Here is an 18,886-nt window from a genome sequence, read left to right on the forward strand (position 1 = left end):
GTATAGACATGCACGAGCGCAGCGATGTGATTTCGCCGGAGGCTGCGGGCAGCTTGGCAGGATTATTCAGGGAGCGGGTCAAAAGAACACCGGATGCAGTGGCCTTTCGTCAGTTCGATACCCCATCGGCCTGTTGGCAGACTCGAACCTGGGCATGGGTGGCTCAAGAGGTGGCCCGCTGGCAGGCGGCGCTGCTCAAGGAAGGATTCAAACCGGGGGACCGGGTTGCGGTCATGCTGCGCAACTGTCAGGAGTGGGTCATCTTCGACCAGGCTTCCATGGGGCTGGGTCTGATCACCGTTCCCCTCTATACCGATGATCGACCCGACAACATCGCCTACGTGCTCCAGGATGCCGATGCCCGGATGTTGCTGCTGGGGGGCAAGGCCCAATGGCGCCGGCTCCAGGAGGTGCGGGACCGGTTGCCGACGGTGCAGCGTATTGTCTCGGTAGAGCCGATACCCACAGGGGATTTCCCCGACGACTCACGTCTGGTGTCTTTGGAGGACTGGACCTCGGGGCTGGACGGCGAACTGATCACCCACGAGATAGCCGCCGATGATCTGGCCACCATCGTGTATACCTCTGGCACCACAGGCCGTCCCAAGGGGGTGATGCTCTCCCATCGAAATATTCTCTTCAACGCCCATGCGTCCCAGCAATGCGCCCCCATGGGCAAGGACGATCTGTTTCTTTCCTTCCTGCCCCTTTCCCATACCCTGGAACGCACTGCCGGCTGTTACATGCCCATGATGGTAGGCGCCCAGGTGGCCTATGCCCGCTCCATTCAGGGTCTGGCGGAGGATCTGCTGACCCTGTGTCCCACGGTGATGATTTCCGTACCCCGTATTTATGAACGTATCTATGGCCGTATCAACGCCGGGCTGGAGGAAAAATCTCCCCTGGCCCGCAGGTTGTTTTTAACCACGGTGAATATCGGCTGGCGCCGCTTCGAGCATCAGCAGGGCCGTGCCGGTTGGCATCCTGGTCTGTTGCTGTGGCCCATACTCAAGAAAATTGTCGCCGACAAGGTCACCGCCCGCCTGGGGGGGCGTCTGCGCTATGCGGTCTGCGGCGGAGCACCGCTGCCACCCCCCATTGCCCGTTTCTTCATCGGTCTGGGGTTGCCGGTATTCCACGGCTTTGGCATGACCGAAGCCAGCCCGGTGGTGAGTGTGAACCGCCCCGATGACAACCTTCCCGCCAGTGTGGGCGCGCCCCTGCCGGGGGTGGAGGTCAGCATCGGCGCCGATGACGAACTGCTGGTGCGTGGGCCTTCGGTGATGCAAGGTTACTGGAACAACCCGGAAGCCACCCAGGAAACCATCGACGCCGATGGCTGGCTGCACAGCGGCGACAAGGCCCGATTCGACGACCAGGGGCATATTTTCATCATCGGTCGCATCAAGGAAATCCTGGTGCTGGGCAATGGGGAAAAGGTGCCCCCTGCTGACATGGAAATGGCCATCACCCTGGACCCGGTATTTGAACAGGCCCTGGTACTGGGGGAAGGCAAGGCTTATCTGAGCGCCCTGGTGGTGCTCAACCCCGAAGAATGGGAGAAACTGGCCAAGACGCTGGAAGTGGACCCCCGGGATGCCGAAGCCCTGCGCAGCCGCAAGGTGGAAAAGGCCTTGCTGGAACGGGTGGGTGTTCAGCTCAAGGCGTTCCACGGCTATGCCCAGGTGCGGCGTCTGGCCGCCTCCCTGGAACCATGGGAAGTGGACGGCGGGTTGCTCACCCCAACCATGAAGATGAAACGTCACCTGATCATGGCCCGGTTCCAGCGGGAGATCGAACAGATGTACGAGACGCACAAGAATCGCTAAAAATAGAGGGGATGCAGGGGATGACGATGCAGGCAGTTCGTATGGGTAACGGCCTTTCACTGGGGGTGGCCGTGTCACTGGCGCTGGCAGGTGGCGCCATCTGGTCCGAACCGGTCAAGGCGGCCGGATTCTATATTCAGGAGCAAAGTGTCAGCGGCCTGGGGCGGGCCTTTGCAGGAGATGCCGCCATTGCCTCCGATGCCAGTACCATCTTCTTCAATCCTGCGGGGATGACCTATCTGTCGGGGCCGGAGGTCCAGGTTGCGGTGCATCTGCTGGTGCCGAAGGCAGATGCCAGAAACAGCCATTCCAGAGCCACTACACCAGGGACATTGGGTCATCCACTGCCCTATGAGGGCGGCAATGGCGGCAACCCCTATGACCCGACACCGGTACCCAATTTTTTCTATGCCCGGCCATTCAATGATCAGCTCTGGTATGGCTTCGGCATCACCGCACCCTTCGGTCTGGCCAATACCTACGACAAGGACTTTTTTGCCCGCTACGACTCCACGGAAACGGCATTGAAGGTCATCAATTTCCAGCCTTCTGTGGCCTATCAGGTCAATGAGCGGTTTTCCGTGGGTTTTGGTCTGGACATCCAGTATGCCGATGCCACCTTGAAGAATGCCATACCCGACCCGACCCGCCCCGGTGGTCCCTCGGTGGATACCGATGGTGAAGTCAGCCTTGAGGCGGACAGCTGGGATTATGGTTTCAACCTGGGGGTGATGTTCCAGCCCACCCAGGATACCCGTCTGGGTGTGCATTACCGTCAGGGTATCGACCATACCCTGGATGGCAAGGCACGTATTACTGCCCCAAATTTTTCCACGCCGAACCCCTTGCTGCCTGCCCCTGGTTCCATCAGTAGTGAAGGCGGGGAGGCCGCTTTGCACCTGCCCGACATCCTGACCCTGGGATTGATGCACCGGCTGGATGATCGCTGGATCTTGCTGGGTCAGTACAGCTGGTTTAGATGGTCTAATTTTGACGAGATTCGGGTGAAGTTCGACACCCTGCGTCCGGACAACGTCACCGAACAGAACTACAAAGATGCCTGGGCGGTGTCCATCGGTGCCGAATACCGTCTGGATGACCGCTGGACCCTGCGGGGAGGGCTACAGTACGACCGCACCCCGACCCAGGATAATTTCCGCACCACCCGGACTCCCGACGGTGACCGGACCTGGTTCTCCTTCGGAGCCAGTTATCAGCGCGGCCCCCACTGGGGGGTTGATCTGGCCTATACCTACATTGATATCGGCAAGGAATCCTTGAGGTTGACCCGGCCCTTCTTTGAAGACACCCCTGTGGCCACCGAGGTGGATATCAACGGCACCACCCGGGGCCATGTGCATATCCTGGCGGCTGCCTTGCGCTATCACTTTTGAGATACCTTGAGATTTTCCCAACCCCCAGGGAGGTATGGCGTTGGTTCGACACCTTGGCCCGGGTTTGCTAGAGTGGCAGGGCAGAACGGCAGGATAGCACCATAAAAATATCAGGGACCGGTGCAGTACTTCGATGTCAGAGGCATTGTGCAAGACCTATACGACAAACACAGAGGAGAAGTGACGATGACTGACCGTGATAACAACTTGAGCCGGAGACGTTTTCTGAAGTTGGGGAGCTATGGCCTGTTGGCCGTACCCGCCGTCGCCGGGTTAGGGTGGTCTACGGCTGCCCAGGCCATGGAGCGCCTGAGCGAGGATGATCCTGCTGCCCAGGCTCTGAACTATGTTCATGATGCCTCTGCGGCAGCAGGTCATCCCGCCTATGAAGAAGGACAAAACTGTCTGAACTGCCTGCTGTATACCGATGCCAGCGCCATGGACTGGGGCCCCTGTACCGTGTTCCCCAACTTGCTGGTGGCTGCCGAGGGCTGGTGTACCGCCTGGGTCAGTCGCTGATTCTTTCCTGCCGGCAGCCCCCTCCCGGGGGCTGCCATCTCCCCTAACAACTGTCTGTCTCCACCCGTGCCCGGCCCGTGCGACTGATGACGATCCGCCGGCCCCCGTCTTCGGTGCAGACCCGGACCGACCCCATAAGCAGGGCATCATTGAGACGCCGGGTTTGTCCGTCGTTGCGGTAGCCAATGTACTGAGCCATGGCGCCGTTGACCTCAATGGTCACCGCAGGCGGTACGGCGCCGAATCGACGAATGATGTCATCAGGTTCGGCAAACCCCTGGCTTGGGTCCATGACCACACCCACCAGCCATCCCTCCCCATAGGACACCGCCTGACACCGCTCTCCGTCAGTGGATGGACAGACCAGCACATGATGTCCCCGCTTGATGGCCTCCCAGCGCGCCATGTTGAGTGCGGAGATAAAGGTATTGGTGGTGGTGATCAGCTGCTGCTCCCGCAGCATCCCCGCAAAACCGGGGGCAACGATGCCAAAAAGCACCGCCGCAACGGCAAGGGTAACGAGCAGTTCAATGAGTGTCAGTCCGGACTCTCTGAGCATGGTCTCCTCCTTGAGTAAAGTTGCGCCTTCCTGGGCGGCACCCGTCAATTTAGCACGGCCTGGGGGTTATTCTTCCACACAGATTTCTCGCCGTTTGACGGCAATCCCGGTGCGGATCAGCAAGGCACCGATGATGAAGGTCAGCACGGCGATCATGACCACACCAATCACATAATGAAAGGGATCACCAGTCAAACCGTGCATCTTGATGGCCGCCAGGGTCATGGCCGCCATGGGGAATGAATAGGCCCACCAGGAAATGAAAAACTTCAGCCGTCCAAAGCGACCCACCAGGGAGAACAGCAACAGGGTCAAAAACAGGCCGGTGTAGAACAGCACCCGGGCAAAGGGGTCCAGGCTGTCGGTCAGGCTGAGATAGGAAATGAAGCCCACCGCCGGCGGTGCCACCAGGATGAACAGGGTGGGCACCAGCCGCTCCGGCAGTGGATCATGGAAAATGATCCGGTAGAACACGATGGTCAGCAGTACGATCCAGAACACCAGGCCGATGCTGAAAAACAGCCAGGAAATTTCCGGGCTGGCATGATGTACCCCGGCGATAGGCACCAGAATATTACCCACCACGGGAATGAACCAGGCCGGATTCATGTGCTGGATCTGGAAATTGGTGTGATTGATCCACACCGACATCACGTACAGGGTAAACAACAGGTGCAAGGCGGCCCCCACGGACCAGAATATCAAGGACAGGCCGGGGGCATCCTCCAGAAAGGCAATGGACAGCAGGATCAGGCTGATGGAGATGGTGGCGAAGAAATTGCGCTTGATGGGGTGATTGAGTTCCTTGACCACGGCATCCCGGTGGCGAATCAGCTTGGTCAGATAGAGGGTTGCCACCCCCAGCAGGGCCACCACGGCAAAGATCCTCAGGGCATCACCGACCACGGAAGGTACAGCCAGCAGGGCATCGGCCCGACTCCAGACGATGGCAAAGCCCAGCAGGCCCATGATCATGGCAAACCAGGCAACAGGGAAATATGGCAGTCTCGGTTGTGCGTTCATCGAGTAAAGTTTCCTGCTCCCCTGGATGCAGGGTTGAGTTGGGGCTTTGAGGGTGAATGTGCGCGCATTAACATGCCCTGTACTCTAAGGGAAACCGGAAATATTAGCCATTGCTTAACTTGTCCGTTTGAGGGCTTTTTCCAGGCATCTGCGTAAGTCTCTGAAATTAAATCCTGATTCGTGTATACTGTCAGGATAACGGGCCAGACAACAAGGGTCATGGTCCTGTTCGGTGGCACTAAAACTACCGCCATCCCATCCCGTCTTCAATCTGCGCTGCATCGGCAGACGCACGATCTCATGGCACAGGCTTCAGAGCCAGGCCGACATTCACTCAGGCTGGACAGACCCGCAGCGTCCCTCATCGGTTCTGCCTGACGGAAAAGAGGTATCTCTATGTCCAATAAGGAAGATCTCATCGAGATGGAAGGCACCGTCACTGACGTGATGCCTGATCAGCGTTTTCGCGTGGAACTGGAAAACGGCGTCCAGGTGCAGGCTTACGCCTCCGGCAAGATGCGCCGCTACCGTATCCGCGTGGTCAGCGGCGACAAGGTCAAACTGGAGATGTCTCCCTACGACCTGACCAAGGGCCGCATCAGCTACCGTTACAAGCATTGATCCGGTTCGCGGGGGCATCCTTGCCCCTGCCACCACTGGGCCCGGTGCTCACCGGGTCGCCATCAGGCTCCGGTCCAGGGCCTGACGCAGGACTTCCACACTGGCCGGTGCCGGTAATTGCTCCACCAGTGTTCCCCGGTCTGAATACAACAGCACGGCCCCGTCCCGAACCCCATGCTGATCTGCCAGCCGGCGCCCGTCGGGGGTGCCCACATTGGCCACCAGAAAGTGAACCTGGGGCGTGTAGTCGTCCCGAATCTCGTCCATGTATCCCATCACCCGCATCCCCGCCATGAAGGTGCTATCGTAGATCAGCACCAGAGCCGGTTGCCCGTCTCCGATACGGCTCAGATCCGTAGAGTAGGCCCCCTTGGGCAGTTGACTCCAGATCAGGGCAGCGGCTACCAGCAATATCAGGGGGGTCACCAGCATCCTGGCCCAGGGCGGTAGCCCCTTGCGGGTTGACCTTGTGGTGTCTTGGCCCATCGTTGTCCTCCTGGTGTGTTGAGTGTTCTGGCCGGGTCTTGAAATCCACTGCGGCGATGAACGTGGCTGGCATTGTACTGCAAGCCGGCAGCGTGACACCGGCGGCAACTGTGCGACAATCGGAGCAACCGGAGCCATGTCCTGCACGAGAGAGATACCATGCCCCTGAGCAAGATCCTGTTTGCCACCGACCTGTCCCCTGGCGCCGATCATGCCGGTCGCCGTGCCTTGCAACTGGCCACCGCAGAAGGCGCCCGGTTACGGGTGATCAACGTGATACCCGCCCCGAGCCTGGATGAAACCGTCCTCAAACGATGGCGGGGTGATACCCATCACCTCATGGCGGATCTGATGGCGGCCACTGAACAGGCCCTGGCAGAGCGCATGACCACCCTGGGGGCCAGCGATGATCTGGCCATGGAGATCCGCTGCCTGCGGGGCCAGGGTCACAAACAGATTCTGACGGAGGCCCGTGAGTTTGGAGCAGACCTGATCGTGGTGGGTTCCCACGGCCAGCGCAGCTTCAAGGATATTCTGCTGGGTACCACCACCCAGAACCTGGTCCACCATGCCGACCGGCCCATCCTGGTGGTAAAACAGCCGGTACAGGGGGCTTACCGTCGTATCGTGGTGCCGGTGGATTACTCGGAACGGACCCGCAAGGCCCTGCATCTGGCGGCGGCCCTTTCCCCTGACGACTCCCTGCACGCAGTCCATGCCTACGACATGGATGCCCTGGATCAGGTGCTGCGTCATCGGGTGGTGGCCAGCGAGGTGGCGCGGATCAAACAGGAAGTGCGCGCCGAACAGGAGCAGGCGCTGAATGATTTTCTGGCCGGCTGCGGCCTGCCACCGGCACGACTCTCCGCCCAACTGCGTTTGGGCTATGCCCCCACCGTTGTGGAACAGGCGGTGAAGGAATGGGGTGCCGAGTTGGTGGTGATGGGCACCCACGGCCGCAACCGCCTGCAGGATGCCCTGCTCGGCGGTGTAGCCCGCCGGGTGGTGCATCAGGTACAGGCCGCAGACGTGCTGCTGATCCGGGACTGATCCTGCTTAGCCTGTTTTGATCTGCTGGGCCGTTGTCTGGGGCGCATCCCTGAACTGCAGGGCCGCCAGCCGGGCATAGATACCCCCTTGGGCCACCAGTTCCTCGTGGGTGCCCACGGCAGCAATCCGGCCCTGATCCATCACCACGATCCGGTCCGCCTTGCGGACCGTGGCCAGGCGGTGGGCGATGATCAGGGTTGTACGGCCCTCCATCAGGCGTTCCAGGGCTTCTTGAACCAGACGTTCACTTTCTGCATCCAGAGCGCTGGTGGCCTCGTCCAGCAGCAGCAGGGCCGGATCTCTCAGGATGGCCCGGGCGATGGCAATGCGCTGGCGCTGACCGCCGGACAGGCGTACCCCCCGCTCCCCCAGATGACTGGAAAACCCTTCCGGCAGGCGATCCAGAAATTCACTGGCATGGGCCGCATCCGCCGCCTGCCGGATCTGTTCCCGACTGACCCCCTCCATACCAAAGGCGATATTTTCCCAGGCATCGGCACCGAAGATGACCGCGTCCTGAGGCACCAGAGCCATCCGGCTTCGCAACTGACCCGGCGCTGTTTCCCGGATATCCACCCCGTCAAAGCGAATCTGGCCAGACTCCGGATCATAAAATCGCAACAGCAATTGCAACACCGTGGATTTACCCGCCCCCGAGGGCCCCACCAAGGCCACTTTCTCCCCAGGTTCCAGGGTCAGGGTGATCCCATTGAGGGCCGGAGGTTCGGGGCGGGAGGGATAGCGGAATATCACCTGCTCCAGTTGCACCCGGCCCACGGGAGGGGTCGGCAAGGCCCGAGGCTGGGTGGGTGGCGTGATGGCCGGTTCTGTATCCAGCAGTTCGATCAGACGTTCTGCCGCCCCTGTGGCCCGAAACAGTTCACCGATGACTTCACTGATGGCCCCCACGGCACCGGCCACCAGCACGGCATAGAACACGAAGGCCGCCAGCTGTCCATTACTCATGCGGCCGGCCAGCACGTCATGGCCGCCCACCCACAGCACCAGGCTGATACTGGAAAATACCAGCAGCATCACCATGCCGCTGAGCAGGGCACTAAAGCGGGTGCGCTGGATGGCGGTGTCGAAAGCCTGTTCCACCTGGCGGCCATAGCGCAGCATGTCCACAGTTTCATGGCAGAACGCCTGCACGGTACGGATGCCATAGAGGGTTTCGTCCACATAGGCACCGATATCGGCCACCCGATCCTGGGACTGGCGGGAAAGGCGGCGCACATGACGACCCAGAATCCACACCGGCACGGTGATCAGTGGCACCCCCAGCAGCACACCCAGGGTCAGCTTGGGGCTGGTAATGAACAGCAGGACCATACCGCCGCAGAACAGCAGCAGGTTGCGTACCGCGATGGCCAGAGTGGAACCCACCACCACCTGAACCAGGGAAGTATCCGTGGTCAGACGGGAAATCACTTCCCCGGTGCGGGTCATCTCGAAGAAGGCCGGGTCCAGGCGCAGCACCTTTTCAAACACCGCCCGGCGCAGATCCGCCACCACCCGTTCGCCGATCCAGGTCACCAGATACATGCGTAGCGAGACTGCGGTGGCCATGAGCAGCACCACCCCCAGCAGGAGCATCAGGGCCTGGTTCAGGGCGGCGGCATCCCCGGCGGCAAGCCCCTGATCAATTACCAGCCGCAGCACCGCCCCGAAGGCCAGCACGGCCCCGGATCCTGCCACCAGGGCTATGACGGCGATAATAATGCGACCCATATAGGGTCTGGCAAAGCCCAGCAGACGGCCCAGCACCCGCAGATTGCGACTGGTGGGGCGATTGCTCAGTTCGGTTTCATGTTCCGACACGATCCTGTTCCCTGACTGATCTCAAAGGCGGCCTATCTTAAACCTTTCTGGCCCAGTCAAGACCCTTGAAAACGTAGGGATAAAACGGTCTTCAGATCACACCTCGTTCCGCCAGTGACACCAACTCGTCGCCCACGATGATGTGATCCAGCACCCGCACATCGATCAGGCCCAAAGCCTCCTTCAGGCGCCGGGTGATGGCCTCGTCCGCCCGTGAGGGTTCGGCAATACCGGAAGGGTGGTTATGACTGAGAATGACAGCCGCCGCGTTATGGATCAGGGCGCGGCGCACCACTTCCCGGGGATGGACACTGGCGCCGTCGATGGTGCCCCGGAACAGTTCTTCAAAAGCAATCACCCGGTGGCGATTGTCCAGGAACAGGCAGGCAAAAACCTCGAAAGGATGGTCCCGCAGACGGGCGCTGAGGTAGCGCCGGGTATGTTCCGGGCTGGTGATGGCATCCCCACGCTTGAGGGTTTCCGACAGGTGGCGCCTTCCCATTTCCAGCACGGCCTGAAGCTGGGCGTACTTGGCCTCTCCCAGACCGTGGGCAGCGCAAAAGTCCACCCGCTCTGCCTGCAGCAGGGGCCGCAGGCCGCCAAATCGGGAGAGCAGGTTTCGGGCCAGATCCACAGCGGTAAGGCCCGCCACTCCGGTGCGCAGGAAAATGGCCAGCAATTCAGCGTCGGACAGGGCAGCAGCGCCCTGGGCAATGAGTTTTTCCCGCGGGCGTTCGGCGGCGGGCCAGTCGGTGATGGGCATGGTTGACCTCCTTGTGCTGCGTCGTGAACGGACCATCCGGTGTCCCAAAGTGGGTGGGAGCATCATGACCTGTCCAGACAGACCTGTCCAGCGGTCCGATGGCGCATCATCCGGTGGGAAAACTGCCAGAAAATGGGGCCATGAACCCTCCACTGCTTGACCCGGATCAAAAATTTGTGACTATTGGCCCGTCTGAGGCATTTCATCTGTAGGGATGACTTGACATCCCGTGGCGTCACCCTAGACTTACACCCTGACTACGGTCCCTGTCAGGTCGGCCAGGCTGAAATGAAGGGACTGCATCGGAAGTTTGATGTCTGCAAGAACGTCCGGGTTTCGCAAGGAACCTGTACTTAAACCAAGAGGGTAATATCAATGAGCGAATACAGAGCGAGCAAGCCCAGCAACCCCAGAGACGACTGGAAGCTGTGGCTCGTGGTCAATCCTGGCACCTGGCTGATGCCCATTCTGATGGCTGTCCTGGTTGTTGCCCTGGCCGTCCACGCTTTCGTGTACAGCAACGACAACTACAACCCGCTGACCTTCGACGCCAGCGCCGTTGAAGCTTCTGAGTAAGAGAGGAATAGATCATGAATGACAACAGCATCTCCGGTCTGACCGAAGAACAAGCCAAGGAATTCCACGAGCAGTTCAAGACCACCTTCACGGTGTTCATGGCTCTGGCTGCCGCCGCTCACTTCCTGGTGTTCATGTGGAGACCCTTCTACTAAGAAGGTCTTTGCAGTCGCTGTATTGAAGTAGCAGTGCAGGTGGAGGAGTGACTGACGGTTCGATCGACGAGTGATTGTGACTTTTGCAGAGGCCAATCATTCGGAGAATCGTCAGGCTCCTCCACCTTCCGTTTGAGGGCATGGGTCTAATATTGACCAAAACCCTCGGGTATTGCAACCCCCCCTGCCCAAATTTTTGCCCAACCCGGTTTTGCCCGGCATCTTTCGCGACTCTCCCTGGTCGTGTGGGTGGGCCGTTGCTGTTTTCGGGCATTGCCCCGTGGCCGTCGACCCGCTAAGCTTGTCAGCCCGCTCTGGCCGCCCCGGCATTGCTCGTCAAGCCGTACATTCGACCCATGACCTACGACTACATCAAGGATGGCGCGGCCATCTATCGGCAATCCTTCGCCACCATTCGCCACGAAGCCCGGCTGGACGGTTTCAGCACCGACGAGGCCCGGGTGGTGGTACGCATGATCCATGCCTGCGGCATGGTGGAGCTGGCACCCCAGGTGGTTTTCACCCCCGATGCCGCTCGCGCCGGAAGGGCGGCCCTGCTGGCGGGCAAACCCATTCTCTGCGACGCCAAAATGGTGGCCCATGGCATCACCCGCGCCCGGCTGCCGGCGGACAACGACATCATCTGCACCCTGGACGACCCCCGTGTCCCCGAACTGGCGCGGCACATGGGCAACACCCGTTCCGCCGCCGCCCTGGATCTGTGGGGGGAGCGGCTCGATGGTGCCGTGGTGGCCATCGGTAATGCCCCGACCGCCCTGTTTCGTCTACTGGAACTGATGGATGGCGGGGCACCCCGGCCAGCCCTGGTGATCGGTCTGGCGGTGGGTTTTGTGGGTGCCGCCGAATCCAAGGAAGCCCTGGCCGCCTATCCGGGTCTGGAGTCCGTGATCGTCCACGGTCGTCTGGGGGGCAGCGCCATGACCGTGGCCGCCGTCAACGCCCTGGCGAGTGAGCAAGAATGACCGGCCCCGGTACGCTGTTCGGCATCGGTCTGGGGCCGGGTGACCCGGAACTCATCACCCTCAAGGCCCTGCGCCTGCTGCGGGGGGCGCCGGTGGTGGCCGCCTTTGCCAAGCCGGGCCGCCCCGGACAGGCCCTGGGAATCGCGGCGCCCCATCTGCTGCCGGAGCAGCAGGTGCTGCGGCTGGAATATCCCTTCACCACCGAGGTTTCCCTGCATGATCCCCGTTATGCCCGGGACATGGGGGATTTCTACGATCAGGCGGCGGATCAGGTGGCCCAATGCCTGGCCGAGGGCCGTGACGTGGCGGTGATCTGCGAGGGGGACCCCTTCTTCTATGGTTCCTACATGTATCTGCATGATCGCCTGTCCCACCGCTTCGAGGCCCAGGTGGTGCCCGGCATCACCGGCATGAGCGGTTGCTGGACCCAGGCCAATGCCCCGATCACCCACGGCGATGATGTGCTCACGGTGATCCCCGGCACCTTGCTGGAAGACGCCATGGTGTCCCATCTGAGCCGGACCCAGGCCGCCGTGTTCATGAAGGTGGGCCGCAATCTGCCCCGTATCCGCACGGCCCTGATCCAGGCCGGTCTGCTGGAACGGGCCATCTTGGTGGAGCGGGGCACCATGGCTGGCGCCCAGGTGATGCCCCTGGCCCAATGGCCACAAGACCGCCCCGCCCCCTATTTCACCATCGTGCTGGTCCCCGGCAGGCAGGGGGTTCGATGAGCGGTCGCGTGGATGTCATCGGGCTGGGTCCCGGTGCCGAGGATTTGCGTTGTCCCCGGGCCGCCCTGGCCCTGGCCCAGGCCACGGATCTGGTGGGGTACGTGCCCTATGTGGAACGGGTGGTCGCCGAGGGGGGGCAACGGATCCACGCCTCCGATAACCGGGAGGAGATCATGCGGGCCCGCCTGGCCCTGCAACTGGCCGCGGAAGGCGCCCGGGTGGCGGTGGTCTCCTCCGGCGACGGCGGTGTGTTCGGCATGGCGGCCGCGGTCTTCGAGGCCATGGACCATGGCGAGCCCGGCTGGCGGGATCTGGAGGTGACCGTGCATCCCGGGGTGTCCGCGGTGCTGGCCGCCGGTGCCCGCCTGGGGGCGCCGTTTGGTAATGATTTTTGCGTCATGTCCCTGTCGGACAACCTCAAACCCTGGACGGTCATTCTCAATCGCCTGGAATGCGCCGCCCGGGGGGGATTTGCCATGGCGTTCTACAACCCCATCTCCAAGGCGCGGCCCTGGCAGCTGGGGGAAGCCCTGACCCTGTTGCGTCGTCACCTGCCGGGCCAGGTGCCGGTGATCTTTGCCCGGGCCGTGAGCCGCCCGGAAGAGGCAGTGGCGGTGACCACCCTGGCCCTGGCCCGGCCGGAGCAGGCGGACATGCGCACCCTGGTGATCGTCGGCAACGCCGAGACCCGGCTGATCCCCCGTACCGGACAGGACCCCTGGATCTACACGCCCCGCAGCGTGGGTCGGGAATCGGCGTAGTGGGCACCCAGCCAGTCCAGAGCGGCTTTGGGGTCCGGCACTTCGGCGGGCGCCGGCGGCACCCACGGGCGATCCACCATGATCACTGCCGTGCCGCATATCCGCGCCGCTTCCAGCTTGGGTCGGGTGGCCTCGCCACCGGAGTTCTTGGTCACCAGGGCGTCGATGCGGTGCTGTCGCAGCAGCCGTTGTTCATCCTCAAGCCGGAAGGGGCCGCGTTCGGTGATGCACAGGCAGTCCGGCGGACGTACCGGGGGCAGATCCACGCTGCGGATGATGTAACGATGCCAGGGGGCCTGACAAAAAGCCGCCAGTTCCCCTTGCCCGATGGTGAGAAAGACCCGCTGGGGCCGGGTGCCCAGGGCCTGCACCGCGGCGGCCATGTCCGGCACCCGGTGCCAGTGATCCTCCGGGCCAGGTGTCCAGGCCGGGCGCCGCAGGGCCAGCAGGGCAACGCCCGCCTGCTTCGCGGCCATGACCCCATGGGTGGACATGCGGGCGGCAAAGGGGTGGGTGGCGTCCACCAATACCTCGACGGCCTCTTTACCCAAATAGTCAGCCAGCCCATCGGGGCCGCCGAAGCCGCCGCTGCGGCAGGGCAGATTGGGCAGGCGGGGATGTTGCGTGCGTCCGGCCACCGAGTAGGTGGGGGCAAAGCGTGGATCACCTTCCAGGCTCCGGGCCAGTTGCATGGCTTCTCCGGTGCCGCCGAGGATCAGGATGCGCAGGGGTGTGTGGGTCATGGCTCGCTTCGGGCAAAACGGATGGACAGGCCCGGCCCCCTGGCCGGCGGGGCAGGGCACGGGATGGTGTCGGGGCAGCGACGGCCATGAACACGGAACATGCCCGTCAGCCGGCCGGTGCGCCCCCCGGTCCCTGGCTGAGCATCATAGGACTGGGAGAGGAGGGCGTCGAGGCCCTGAGTCCCGCGGCCCGCACCCTGGTGGAAACCGCCGTCCTGGTGGTGGGGGGAACCCGTCACCTGACCCTGGCCGCCCCCCTGATCCGGGGCGAGGCGCTGCCCTGGGCCTCGCCCCTGTCCGACACCCTGCCCCGAATCCTCGCCCGACGGGGGGACCCGGTGGTGGTGCTGGCTTCCGGTGATCCCTTTTTCTTCGGCGTGGGCAGCACCCTGCTGCGGCATCTGCCGGCGCGGGAGATGTGCTGCCTGCCTCACCCCTCCAGCGTGTCCCTGGCCGCTGCCCGCCTGGGCTGGGCCCAGCAGGCATGCGCGGTGGTGTCCCTCACCGGCCGGCCCCTGGAGACCCTGCGGCCGGCCCTGCAGCCGGGGGCGCGCCTGTTCGTGCTCACCGCCGACCAGGACTCGCCGGGGCAGATCTGTCAGGCCCTGACCCACTGGGGTTTTGGTGAGACCGCCGTGACCCTGATGGAAGCCCTGGGCGGCCCAGGGGAACGGCAACGTCAGGTCCGGGCGCAGGATTTCGATCTTCAGGATATCCAGCCCCTGAACCTGCTGGCCCTGGAGGTGGCGGCGGCGCCGGATGCCGCCATCATCCCCCTGGCCCCGGGGTTGCCGGATGACTGGTTTGAACATGATGGTCAGATCACCAAGCGGGAGATCCGCGCCATCACCCTGTCCAGTCTGCGTCCCCGGGCGGGTGCCCTGCTCTGGGACGTGGGGGCGGGGTCCGGTTCCATCGGCATCGAATGGCTGCTGACCCACCCCGGCAACCGGGCCATTGCCGTGGACAGCCACCCGGAGCGGGCCGCCCGCGCCGCCCGCAATGCTGCTGCCCTGGGTGTCCCCCGGCTGGAGGTGCGGGTCGGTCGTGCCCCCGCCGTACTGGCGGGGTTGCCCCGGCCGGACGCGATCTTCATCGGCGGCGGCGCCCGGGACGAGGCCGTCATCCACCAATGCTGGGCCGCCCTGGGCCCCGGTGGTCGTCTGGTGGTGAACGGGGTGGTGCTGGAGACGGAGCAGGTCATCCAGCGGGCCTGGCAGCGCTACGGTGGCACCCTGACCCGTCTGTCGGTGGAACGCCTGGAACCCGTCGGCAGTCTGCACGGTTTTCGTCCCGCCATGCCCGTGATGCAATGGGCGGTGGACAAGAGGAACTGATGGCATGACCGTACACTTCATCGGCGCCGGTCCCGGCGCGGCGGATCTGATCACCCTGCGGGGTGCGCGCCTGCTGGCCCGTTGTCCCGTGTGTCTCTACGCCGGTTCCATCGTGCCGGCGGAGTTGCTGGAACATTGCCCAACCGGGGCGCGGTTGGTGAACACGGCGTCGATGGATCTGGATGCCATCGAGGTGGAATACGTCCGCGCCCATGAAGCCGGGGAGGATGTGGCCCGCCTGCATTCCGGCGATCTGTCCGTCTACAGCGCCGTGGCCGAGCAGATGCGCCGTCTGGATCGACGGGGCATTCCCTACACCCTCACCCCCGGCGTGCCGGCCTTTGCCGCCGCCGCCGCCGTGCTGGGGCGGGAACTGACGGTGCCGGAAGTGGCCCAAAGCCTGGTGATCACGCGCCTGTCCGGCCGTGCCTCCGCCATGCCGCCCGATGAGACCCTGGATAATTTCGCCCGCACCAGGGCCACCCTGGCCATCCATCTGGCCATTCACCGTCTGGAGGACGTGGTGGCGGCCCTGATGCCTCACTATGGCGGGGACTGCCCGGTGGCCATCGTCGCCCGGGCCAGCTGGCCGGATCAGACGGTGTTGCGGGGCACCCTGTCCGGCATCGTCGCCATGCACCAGGCCGATCCCATCGAGCGGACCGCCCTGATCCTGGTGGGGCCGGCCCTGGGCCGTGAGGATTTTCGTGAAAGCGCCCTGTACAACACGGACTACGTCCGCCGTTATCGTCCCGGTTACGGGTCGTGAGTGACCGCCCCGGAGCATTGTGATGAACGAAGTCTCACCTGTTCGCCCCCGGTCCCCGGAGGCCACCCTGGCCACCCTGGGCGCCCTGCTGCCGGGGATGCCCCCATTGCGGCCGGGGGAAGTGTGGATCGTCGGGGCCGGTCCCGGTGATCCCGGGCTGCTGACCCTGCATGCCCTGTCGGCCCTGTTGCAGGCGGATGTGCTGGTCCATGACGCCCTCATCGATCCCCGCACCCTGGCCCTGGCGCCACCAGACGCGGTGCGCATCTTTGCCGGCAAGCGCGGCGGCAAACCTTCCACCCACCAGGACGACATCAGCGCCATTTTGGTGGATCAGGCCCGGCGAGGGTTCCGGGTGGTGCGGCTCAAGGGGGGCGACCCCTTCATCTTCGGGCGCGGCGGCGAGGAAGTGGCCGAGCTGGTGGCCCAGGGCATCCCCCATCGGGTCATTCCGGGGCTGACCTCGGGTCTGGCGGGATTGAGCGCCGTGGGCATCCCGGCCACCTGCCGGGGTATCAATCAGGCGCTGTTCCTGGCCACGGGGCATGGTGCCGGCAGCCGGCCCACGCCGGACGGTATCGACTGGCCCCTGGTGGGACGCCTGAATCAGCCGGTGATCCTGTACATGTCCCTGCGCAACCTGCCCTTCATTCTGGAGGGGCTGGGGCAGGGCGGGATGGTGGATACCCTCCCGGCGGCGGTGGTGGCCTCCGCCACCACCCTGGAGGAGCGGGTGGTGATCACCACCAAGGGCGAACTGCTGGAGGTCATCCGTCGGGAGGGGCTGGAGGCACCGGCCATCGTGGTCCTGGGGGAGATCGTCCGTTGTCATCACACCCTGCGGCAGGTGGTGACCCAGGCGGTGGCATCGGCTTCCGACCGGGCGTGAGCCATCGGCGGGAAACACTTGCCCATTGCCCAGCGCCGTTCAACAATCAGTCTCATGAGCCACGGGACCACACTCAGGAGCAGATTCCATGAGCGATATCCGTAACCGCCTCTTTCCCCTGCAGCGTCGTCTGGATGAACTGCAGGCCGCCGTCGGTGACGATAATCCCCAGGCCAATGCACTGATCGCCGCCCTCAAGGACGATCTGAGCCAACTGGCCGGTGAAGCCGTCACCACGGCAGACAAGGCCGACGCAAACCCCGAAACCCTGGAACAGGAAGGGGATGCCCTCAAATGTCCCCGTTGCACCCTGCGGGGACTGTATGCGGTCAAGGGACGGGTGCGGGAACGGGGAGAAGGGGCTGGCCGCGAAGCCCTGCACCATTGCTGGAGTTGCGGCTATGAGGTGTGGCGGCCCTTGTGATCATCGGCGTCGTTCCATGGCACGACGCAGCAGCGCCGCCCCCCGATAGGCCCCGTGTACGAACTTGCTATAGGGCACCAGCAGAAACAAACCCAGCACCGTGCCCAGGTGCAGGGCCAGCAACAGCCCCATGGCGGCGGTCTCCCGCAGGGCCAGCAGCACCAGGCCGGTGGCGGCCACCGCGAACAGCAGGCCCAGCAGGGCATAATCCGCCGGCAGGGTGTCCGTCGCCGTGGGTGCCGGGTCGCCCCGCCGTTTGACCCATACCAGTCCAGCCGCCCCCACCATCATGCCGATACCCCCCACCGTGCCCAGCAGCACCGGCAGACTCAAGACGGGGTAGGGGGCCTCCCAGGCGAGCAGATGATGATAGCCGGCGGCCACCGTGGTGGACGCCAGGCACAGCAGGAAACCGTAGAACAGGGCATGGTGAAAGCCCCGCCGCCATTGGGTAAAACGGCCATCCATGTCATTGCACCCGCCGCCCCCGCCATCCAGGTTGCGCAGGGTGAGCAGGTCCGCCGCCGCCTGGGGCAGGGCCCGCCACCGGGATGAGACCGGTGGCGAGTCCCGGCCCATGTCCCGCCAGAAACGGACCACGCCGATCCCCAGGGCCAGCACCGAACTGCCCAGGGTGATCAGGGCCACCGTGGTCATCACCCCCCAGGGGATCACCTGGTAAAAGGCGCCGGCTTCCCGGTGTACGGCAAACAGGGTGTCCCAGGGTACCAGGATCAACGTGAGCAGAGGGATCAGCAGGGTGGCCACCAGGGTCACCATCAGGGTGACCGGGCCACTGCGGGCCAGCAGGGCGGCGAAGGCACGGGGCCAGGCGTAATGGCGGTAGCTGTCGTGGCGCACCCGGGCCAGGGTGGCGGGCACGTTGATGGCGAATTCGTGGGGCGGCGCATACTGACAGGCGTACCAACAGGCCCGGCAGTTGTGGCACAGGTTGGCCAGGTAATGCAGGTCATCCCGGGTGAGGGCCGGGCGCTGTTCCGATGCCTGGAACACAGCGCAGTAGCCGGTGCAGAAACTGCAGATATTGCACAGGTTCATCACCCGGCGGGCCTCGGCAAGGTGTGTGGCGGTATCCGGGGAATTCAGCAAAAACCCGCGTGAACCCTCGCCCACTCGGGCGGGGAGGTCAGCGGGGGCCGCGCAAGCGGCCCTATTTTTGTGTCTTCTGCCCCTGAACATAGGCTTTCAACGTTTCGATAGTCACCCCGCGCTACAAGCGAAATACGATCTCGACCACAGCGCGGCGCTCTTGCTGAGGCGCGGAATACGAGTGACGCTGTGCCGCCCTCGTCGGTAGACTGCATCCGCACTCACTTGAAATCCCCTGTTATCGCTATTAATCTATGGCTATTGTAGCAGCGAGCACTGACATGCTGAAGGCCACAAAGATTACGCATCTACCCCACGACCGAACAGGCGGCATTTCTGAACT

At 63.4% G+C, this 18,886-nt stretch carries 21 protein-coding genes and 1 pseudogene; 14 read left to right on the top strand and 8 right to left on the bottom strand.

What is annotated here, in order from left to right; all coding sequences use genetic code 11:
• The first annotated feature begins 8 nt into the window (after positions 1–8).
• The 3 genes from BMX62_RS08605 to BMX62_RS08615 all read left to right on the top strand — a co-directional run bounded on the left by BMX62_RS08605 (position 9) and on the right by BMX62_RS08615 (position 3,742).
• The gene (locus tag BMX62_RS08605) at positions 9–1,829 is read left to right on the top strand and encodes an AMP-dependent synthetase/ligase (protein ID WP_090207415.1); all 1,821 of its coding nucleotides are present in this window, start codon (positions 9–11) and stop codon (positions 1,827–1,829) included.
• A gap of 20 nt (positions 1,830–1,849) precedes the next feature.
• Positions 1,850–3,223, top strand: a complete 1,374-nt coding sequence (locus BMX62_RS08610; protein ID WP_090207418.1) for an OmpP1/FadL family transporter — start codon at positions 1,850–1,852, stop codon at positions 3,221–3,223.
• 186 nt (positions 3,224–3,409) lie between these two features.
• A complete protein-coding gene (locus tag BMX62_RS08615) occupies positions 3,410–3,742 on the top strand; it encodes a high-potential iron-sulfur protein (RefSeq protein ID WP_090207423.1) in 333 nt (110 codons plus the stop codon).
• A 43-nt stretch (positions 3,743–3,785) separates the two neighbouring features.
• Here BMX62_RS08615 and BMX62_RS08620 read toward each other — a convergent pair whose 3' ends face one another.
• Complete coding sequence (locus BMX62_RS08620; RefSeq protein WP_090207426.1) at positions 3,786–4,301, bottom strand: GspH/FimT family pseudopilin; 516 nt, start codon at positions 4,299–4,301, stop codon at positions 3,786–3,788.
• 66 nt (positions 4,302–4,367) lie between these two features.
• A complete protein-coding gene (locus BMX62_RS08625; protein WP_090207428.1) occupies positions 4,368–5,324 on the bottom strand; it encodes an SLAC1 anion channel family protein in 957 nt (318 codons plus the stop codon).
• Between the two features lie 396 nt (positions 5,325–5,720).
• Between BMX62_RS08625 and infA the strand changes: the two genes are divergently transcribed.
• Positions 5,721–5,945, top strand: a complete 225-nt coding sequence (gene infA / locus BMX62_RS08630; protein ID WP_008930796.1) for a translation initiation factor IF-1 — start codon at positions 5,721–5,723, stop codon at positions 5,943–5,945.
• Between the two features lie 48 nt (positions 5,946–5,993).
• Here the strand turns inward: infA and BMX62_RS08635 are convergent, their stop codons facing one another.
• Positions 5,994–6,431: a hypothetical protein gene (locus tag BMX62_RS08635; RefSeq protein WP_090207431.1), complete on the bottom strand. Its 438-nt coding sequence runs from the start codon at positions 6,429–6,431 to the stop codon at positions 5,994–5,996.
• A gap of 159 nt (positions 6,432–6,590) precedes the next feature.
• Here BMX62_RS08635 and BMX62_RS08640 point away from each other — a divergent pair, with 159 nt between their 5' ends.
• Positions 6,591–7,481: a universal stress protein gene (locus BMX62_RS08640; protein WP_090207433.1), complete on the top strand. Its 891-nt coding sequence runs from the start codon at positions 6,591–6,593 to the stop codon at positions 7,479–7,481.
• 6 nt (positions 7,482–7,487) lie between these two features.
• Here the strand turns inward: BMX62_RS08640 and BMX62_RS08645 are convergent, their stop codons facing one another.
• Together BMX62_RS08645 and radC are read right to left on the bottom strand one after the other, a co-directional pair.
• Positions 7,488–9,302: an ABC transporter transmembrane domain-containing protein gene (locus BMX62_RS08645; protein ID WP_090207436.1), complete on the bottom strand. Its 1,815-nt coding sequence runs from the start codon at positions 9,300–9,302 to the stop codon at positions 7,488–7,490.
• 91 nt (positions 9,303–9,393) lie between these two features.
• A complete protein-coding gene (gene radC, locus BMX62_RS08650; protein WP_090207438.1) occupies positions 9,394–10,065 on the bottom strand; it encodes a RadC family protein in 672 nt (223 codons plus the stop codon).
• Between the two features lie 375 nt (positions 10,066–10,440).
• Between radC and pufA the strand changes: the two genes are divergently transcribed.
• From pufA to cobJ, 5 genes are all read left to right on the top strand, one after another.
• Positions 10,441–10,641: a light-harvesting antenna LH1, alpha subunit gene (gene pufA, locus BMX62_RS08655; protein ID WP_008930802.1), complete on the top strand. Its 201-nt coding sequence runs from the start codon at positions 10,441–10,443 to the stop codon at positions 10,639–10,641.
• A 14-nt stretch (positions 10,642–10,655) separates the two neighbouring features.
• Positions 10,656–10,796 carry a light-harvesting antenna LH1, beta subunit gene (pufB, locus tag BMX62_RS08660; protein ID WP_090207440.1) on the top strand — a complete coding sequence of 47 codons (141 nt, stop codon included), beginning with the start codon at positions 10,656–10,658 and terminating at the stop codon, positions 10,794–10,796.
• Between the two features lie 356 nt (positions 10,797–11,152).
• Complete coding sequence (locus tag BMX62_RS08665; RefSeq protein ID WP_090207443.1) at positions 11,153–11,779, top strand: precorrin-8X methylmutase; 627 nt, start codon at positions 11,153–11,155, stop codon at positions 11,777–11,779.
• Positions 11,776–12,510, top strand: a complete 735-nt coding sequence (locus BMX62_RS08670; protein ID WP_090207446.1) for a precorrin-2 C(20)-methyltransferase — start codon at positions 11,776–11,778, stop codon at positions 12,508–12,510. Before BMX62_RS08665 ends, BMX62_RS08670 begins: the two co-directional genes overlap by 4 nt.
• On the top strand, positions 12,507–13,271 hold the full coding sequence (cobJ, locus tag BMX62_RS08675) for a precorrin-3B C(17)-methyltransferase (RefSeq protein ID WP_090207449.1): 765 nt from the start codon (positions 12,507–12,509) through the stop codon (positions 13,269–13,271). The genes BMX62_RS08670 and cobJ overlap by 4 nt, the downstream gene beginning before the upstream one ends.
• On the opposite strand, the gene BMX62_RS08680 is transcribed toward cobJ, so the two are convergent.
• A complete protein-coding gene (locus BMX62_RS08680; protein ID WP_090207451.1) occupies positions 13,235–14,014 on the bottom strand; it encodes a cobalt-precorrin-6A reductase in 780 nt (259 codons plus the stop codon). The two genes, cobJ and BMX62_RS08680, sit on opposite strands and share 37 nt — an antisense overlap.
• An 86-nt stretch (positions 14,015–14,100) precedes the next feature.
• Between BMX62_RS08680 and cbiE the strand changes: the two genes are divergently transcribed.
• From cbiE to BMX62_RS08700, 4 genes are all read left to right on the top strand, one after another.
• Positions 14,101–15,351 carry a precorrin-6y C5,15-methyltransferase (decarboxylating) subunit CbiE gene (gene cbiE, locus BMX62_RS08685; RefSeq protein ID WP_090207457.1) on the top strand — a complete coding sequence of 417 codons (1,251 nt, stop codon included), beginning with the start codon at positions 14,101–14,103 and terminating at the stop codon, positions 15,349–15,351.
• A 4-nt stretch (positions 15,352–15,355) separates the two neighbouring features.
• Positions 15,356–16,120 carry a precorrin-4 C(11)-methyltransferase gene (gene cobM, locus BMX62_RS08690; RefSeq protein WP_090207460.1) on the top strand — a complete coding sequence of 255 codons (765 nt, stop codon included), beginning with the start codon at positions 15,356–15,358 and terminating at the stop codon, positions 16,118–16,120.
• Between the two features lie 22 nt (positions 16,121–16,142).
• Positions 16,143–17,009, top strand: a complete 867-nt coding sequence (gene cobA, locus BMX62_RS08695) for a uroporphyrinogen-III C-methyltransferase (RefSeq protein WP_090207463.1) — start codon at positions 16,143–16,145, stop codon at positions 17,007–17,009.
• Between the two features lie 88 nt (positions 17,010–17,097).
• The gene (locus BMX62_RS08700) at positions 17,098–17,433 is read left to right on the top strand and encodes a hypothetical protein (RefSeq protein WP_090207469.1); all 336 of its coding nucleotides are present in this window, start codon (positions 17,098–17,100) and stop codon (positions 17,431–17,433) included.
• Here BMX62_RS08700 and tcuB read toward each other — a convergent pair whose 3' ends face one another.
• Both tcuB and BMX62_RS13385 read right to left on the bottom strand, forming a co-directional pair.
• Positions 17,434–18,543, bottom strand: coding sequence for a tricarballylate utilization 4Fe-4S protein TcuB (gene tcuB / locus BMX62_RS08705; RefSeq protein ID WP_143339717.1), 1,110 nt, complete (start codon positions 18,541–18,543; stop codon positions 17,434–17,436). It lies immediately after the preceding gene.
• 61 nt (positions 18,544–18,604) lie between these two features.
• Positions 18,605–18,720 (bottom strand): annotated as a pseudogene (locus BMX62_RS13385) (IS200/IS605 family transposase); the annotation flags it as partial.
• Positions 18,721–18,886: the final 166 nt, after the last annotated feature.

It is taken from the genome of Ectothiorhodospira magna (assembly GCF_900110965.1).
GTDB classification, from domain to species: Bacteria; Pseudomonadota; Gammaproteobacteria; order Ectothiorhodospirales; family Ectothiorhodospiraceae; genus Ectothiorhodospira; species Ectothiorhodospira magna.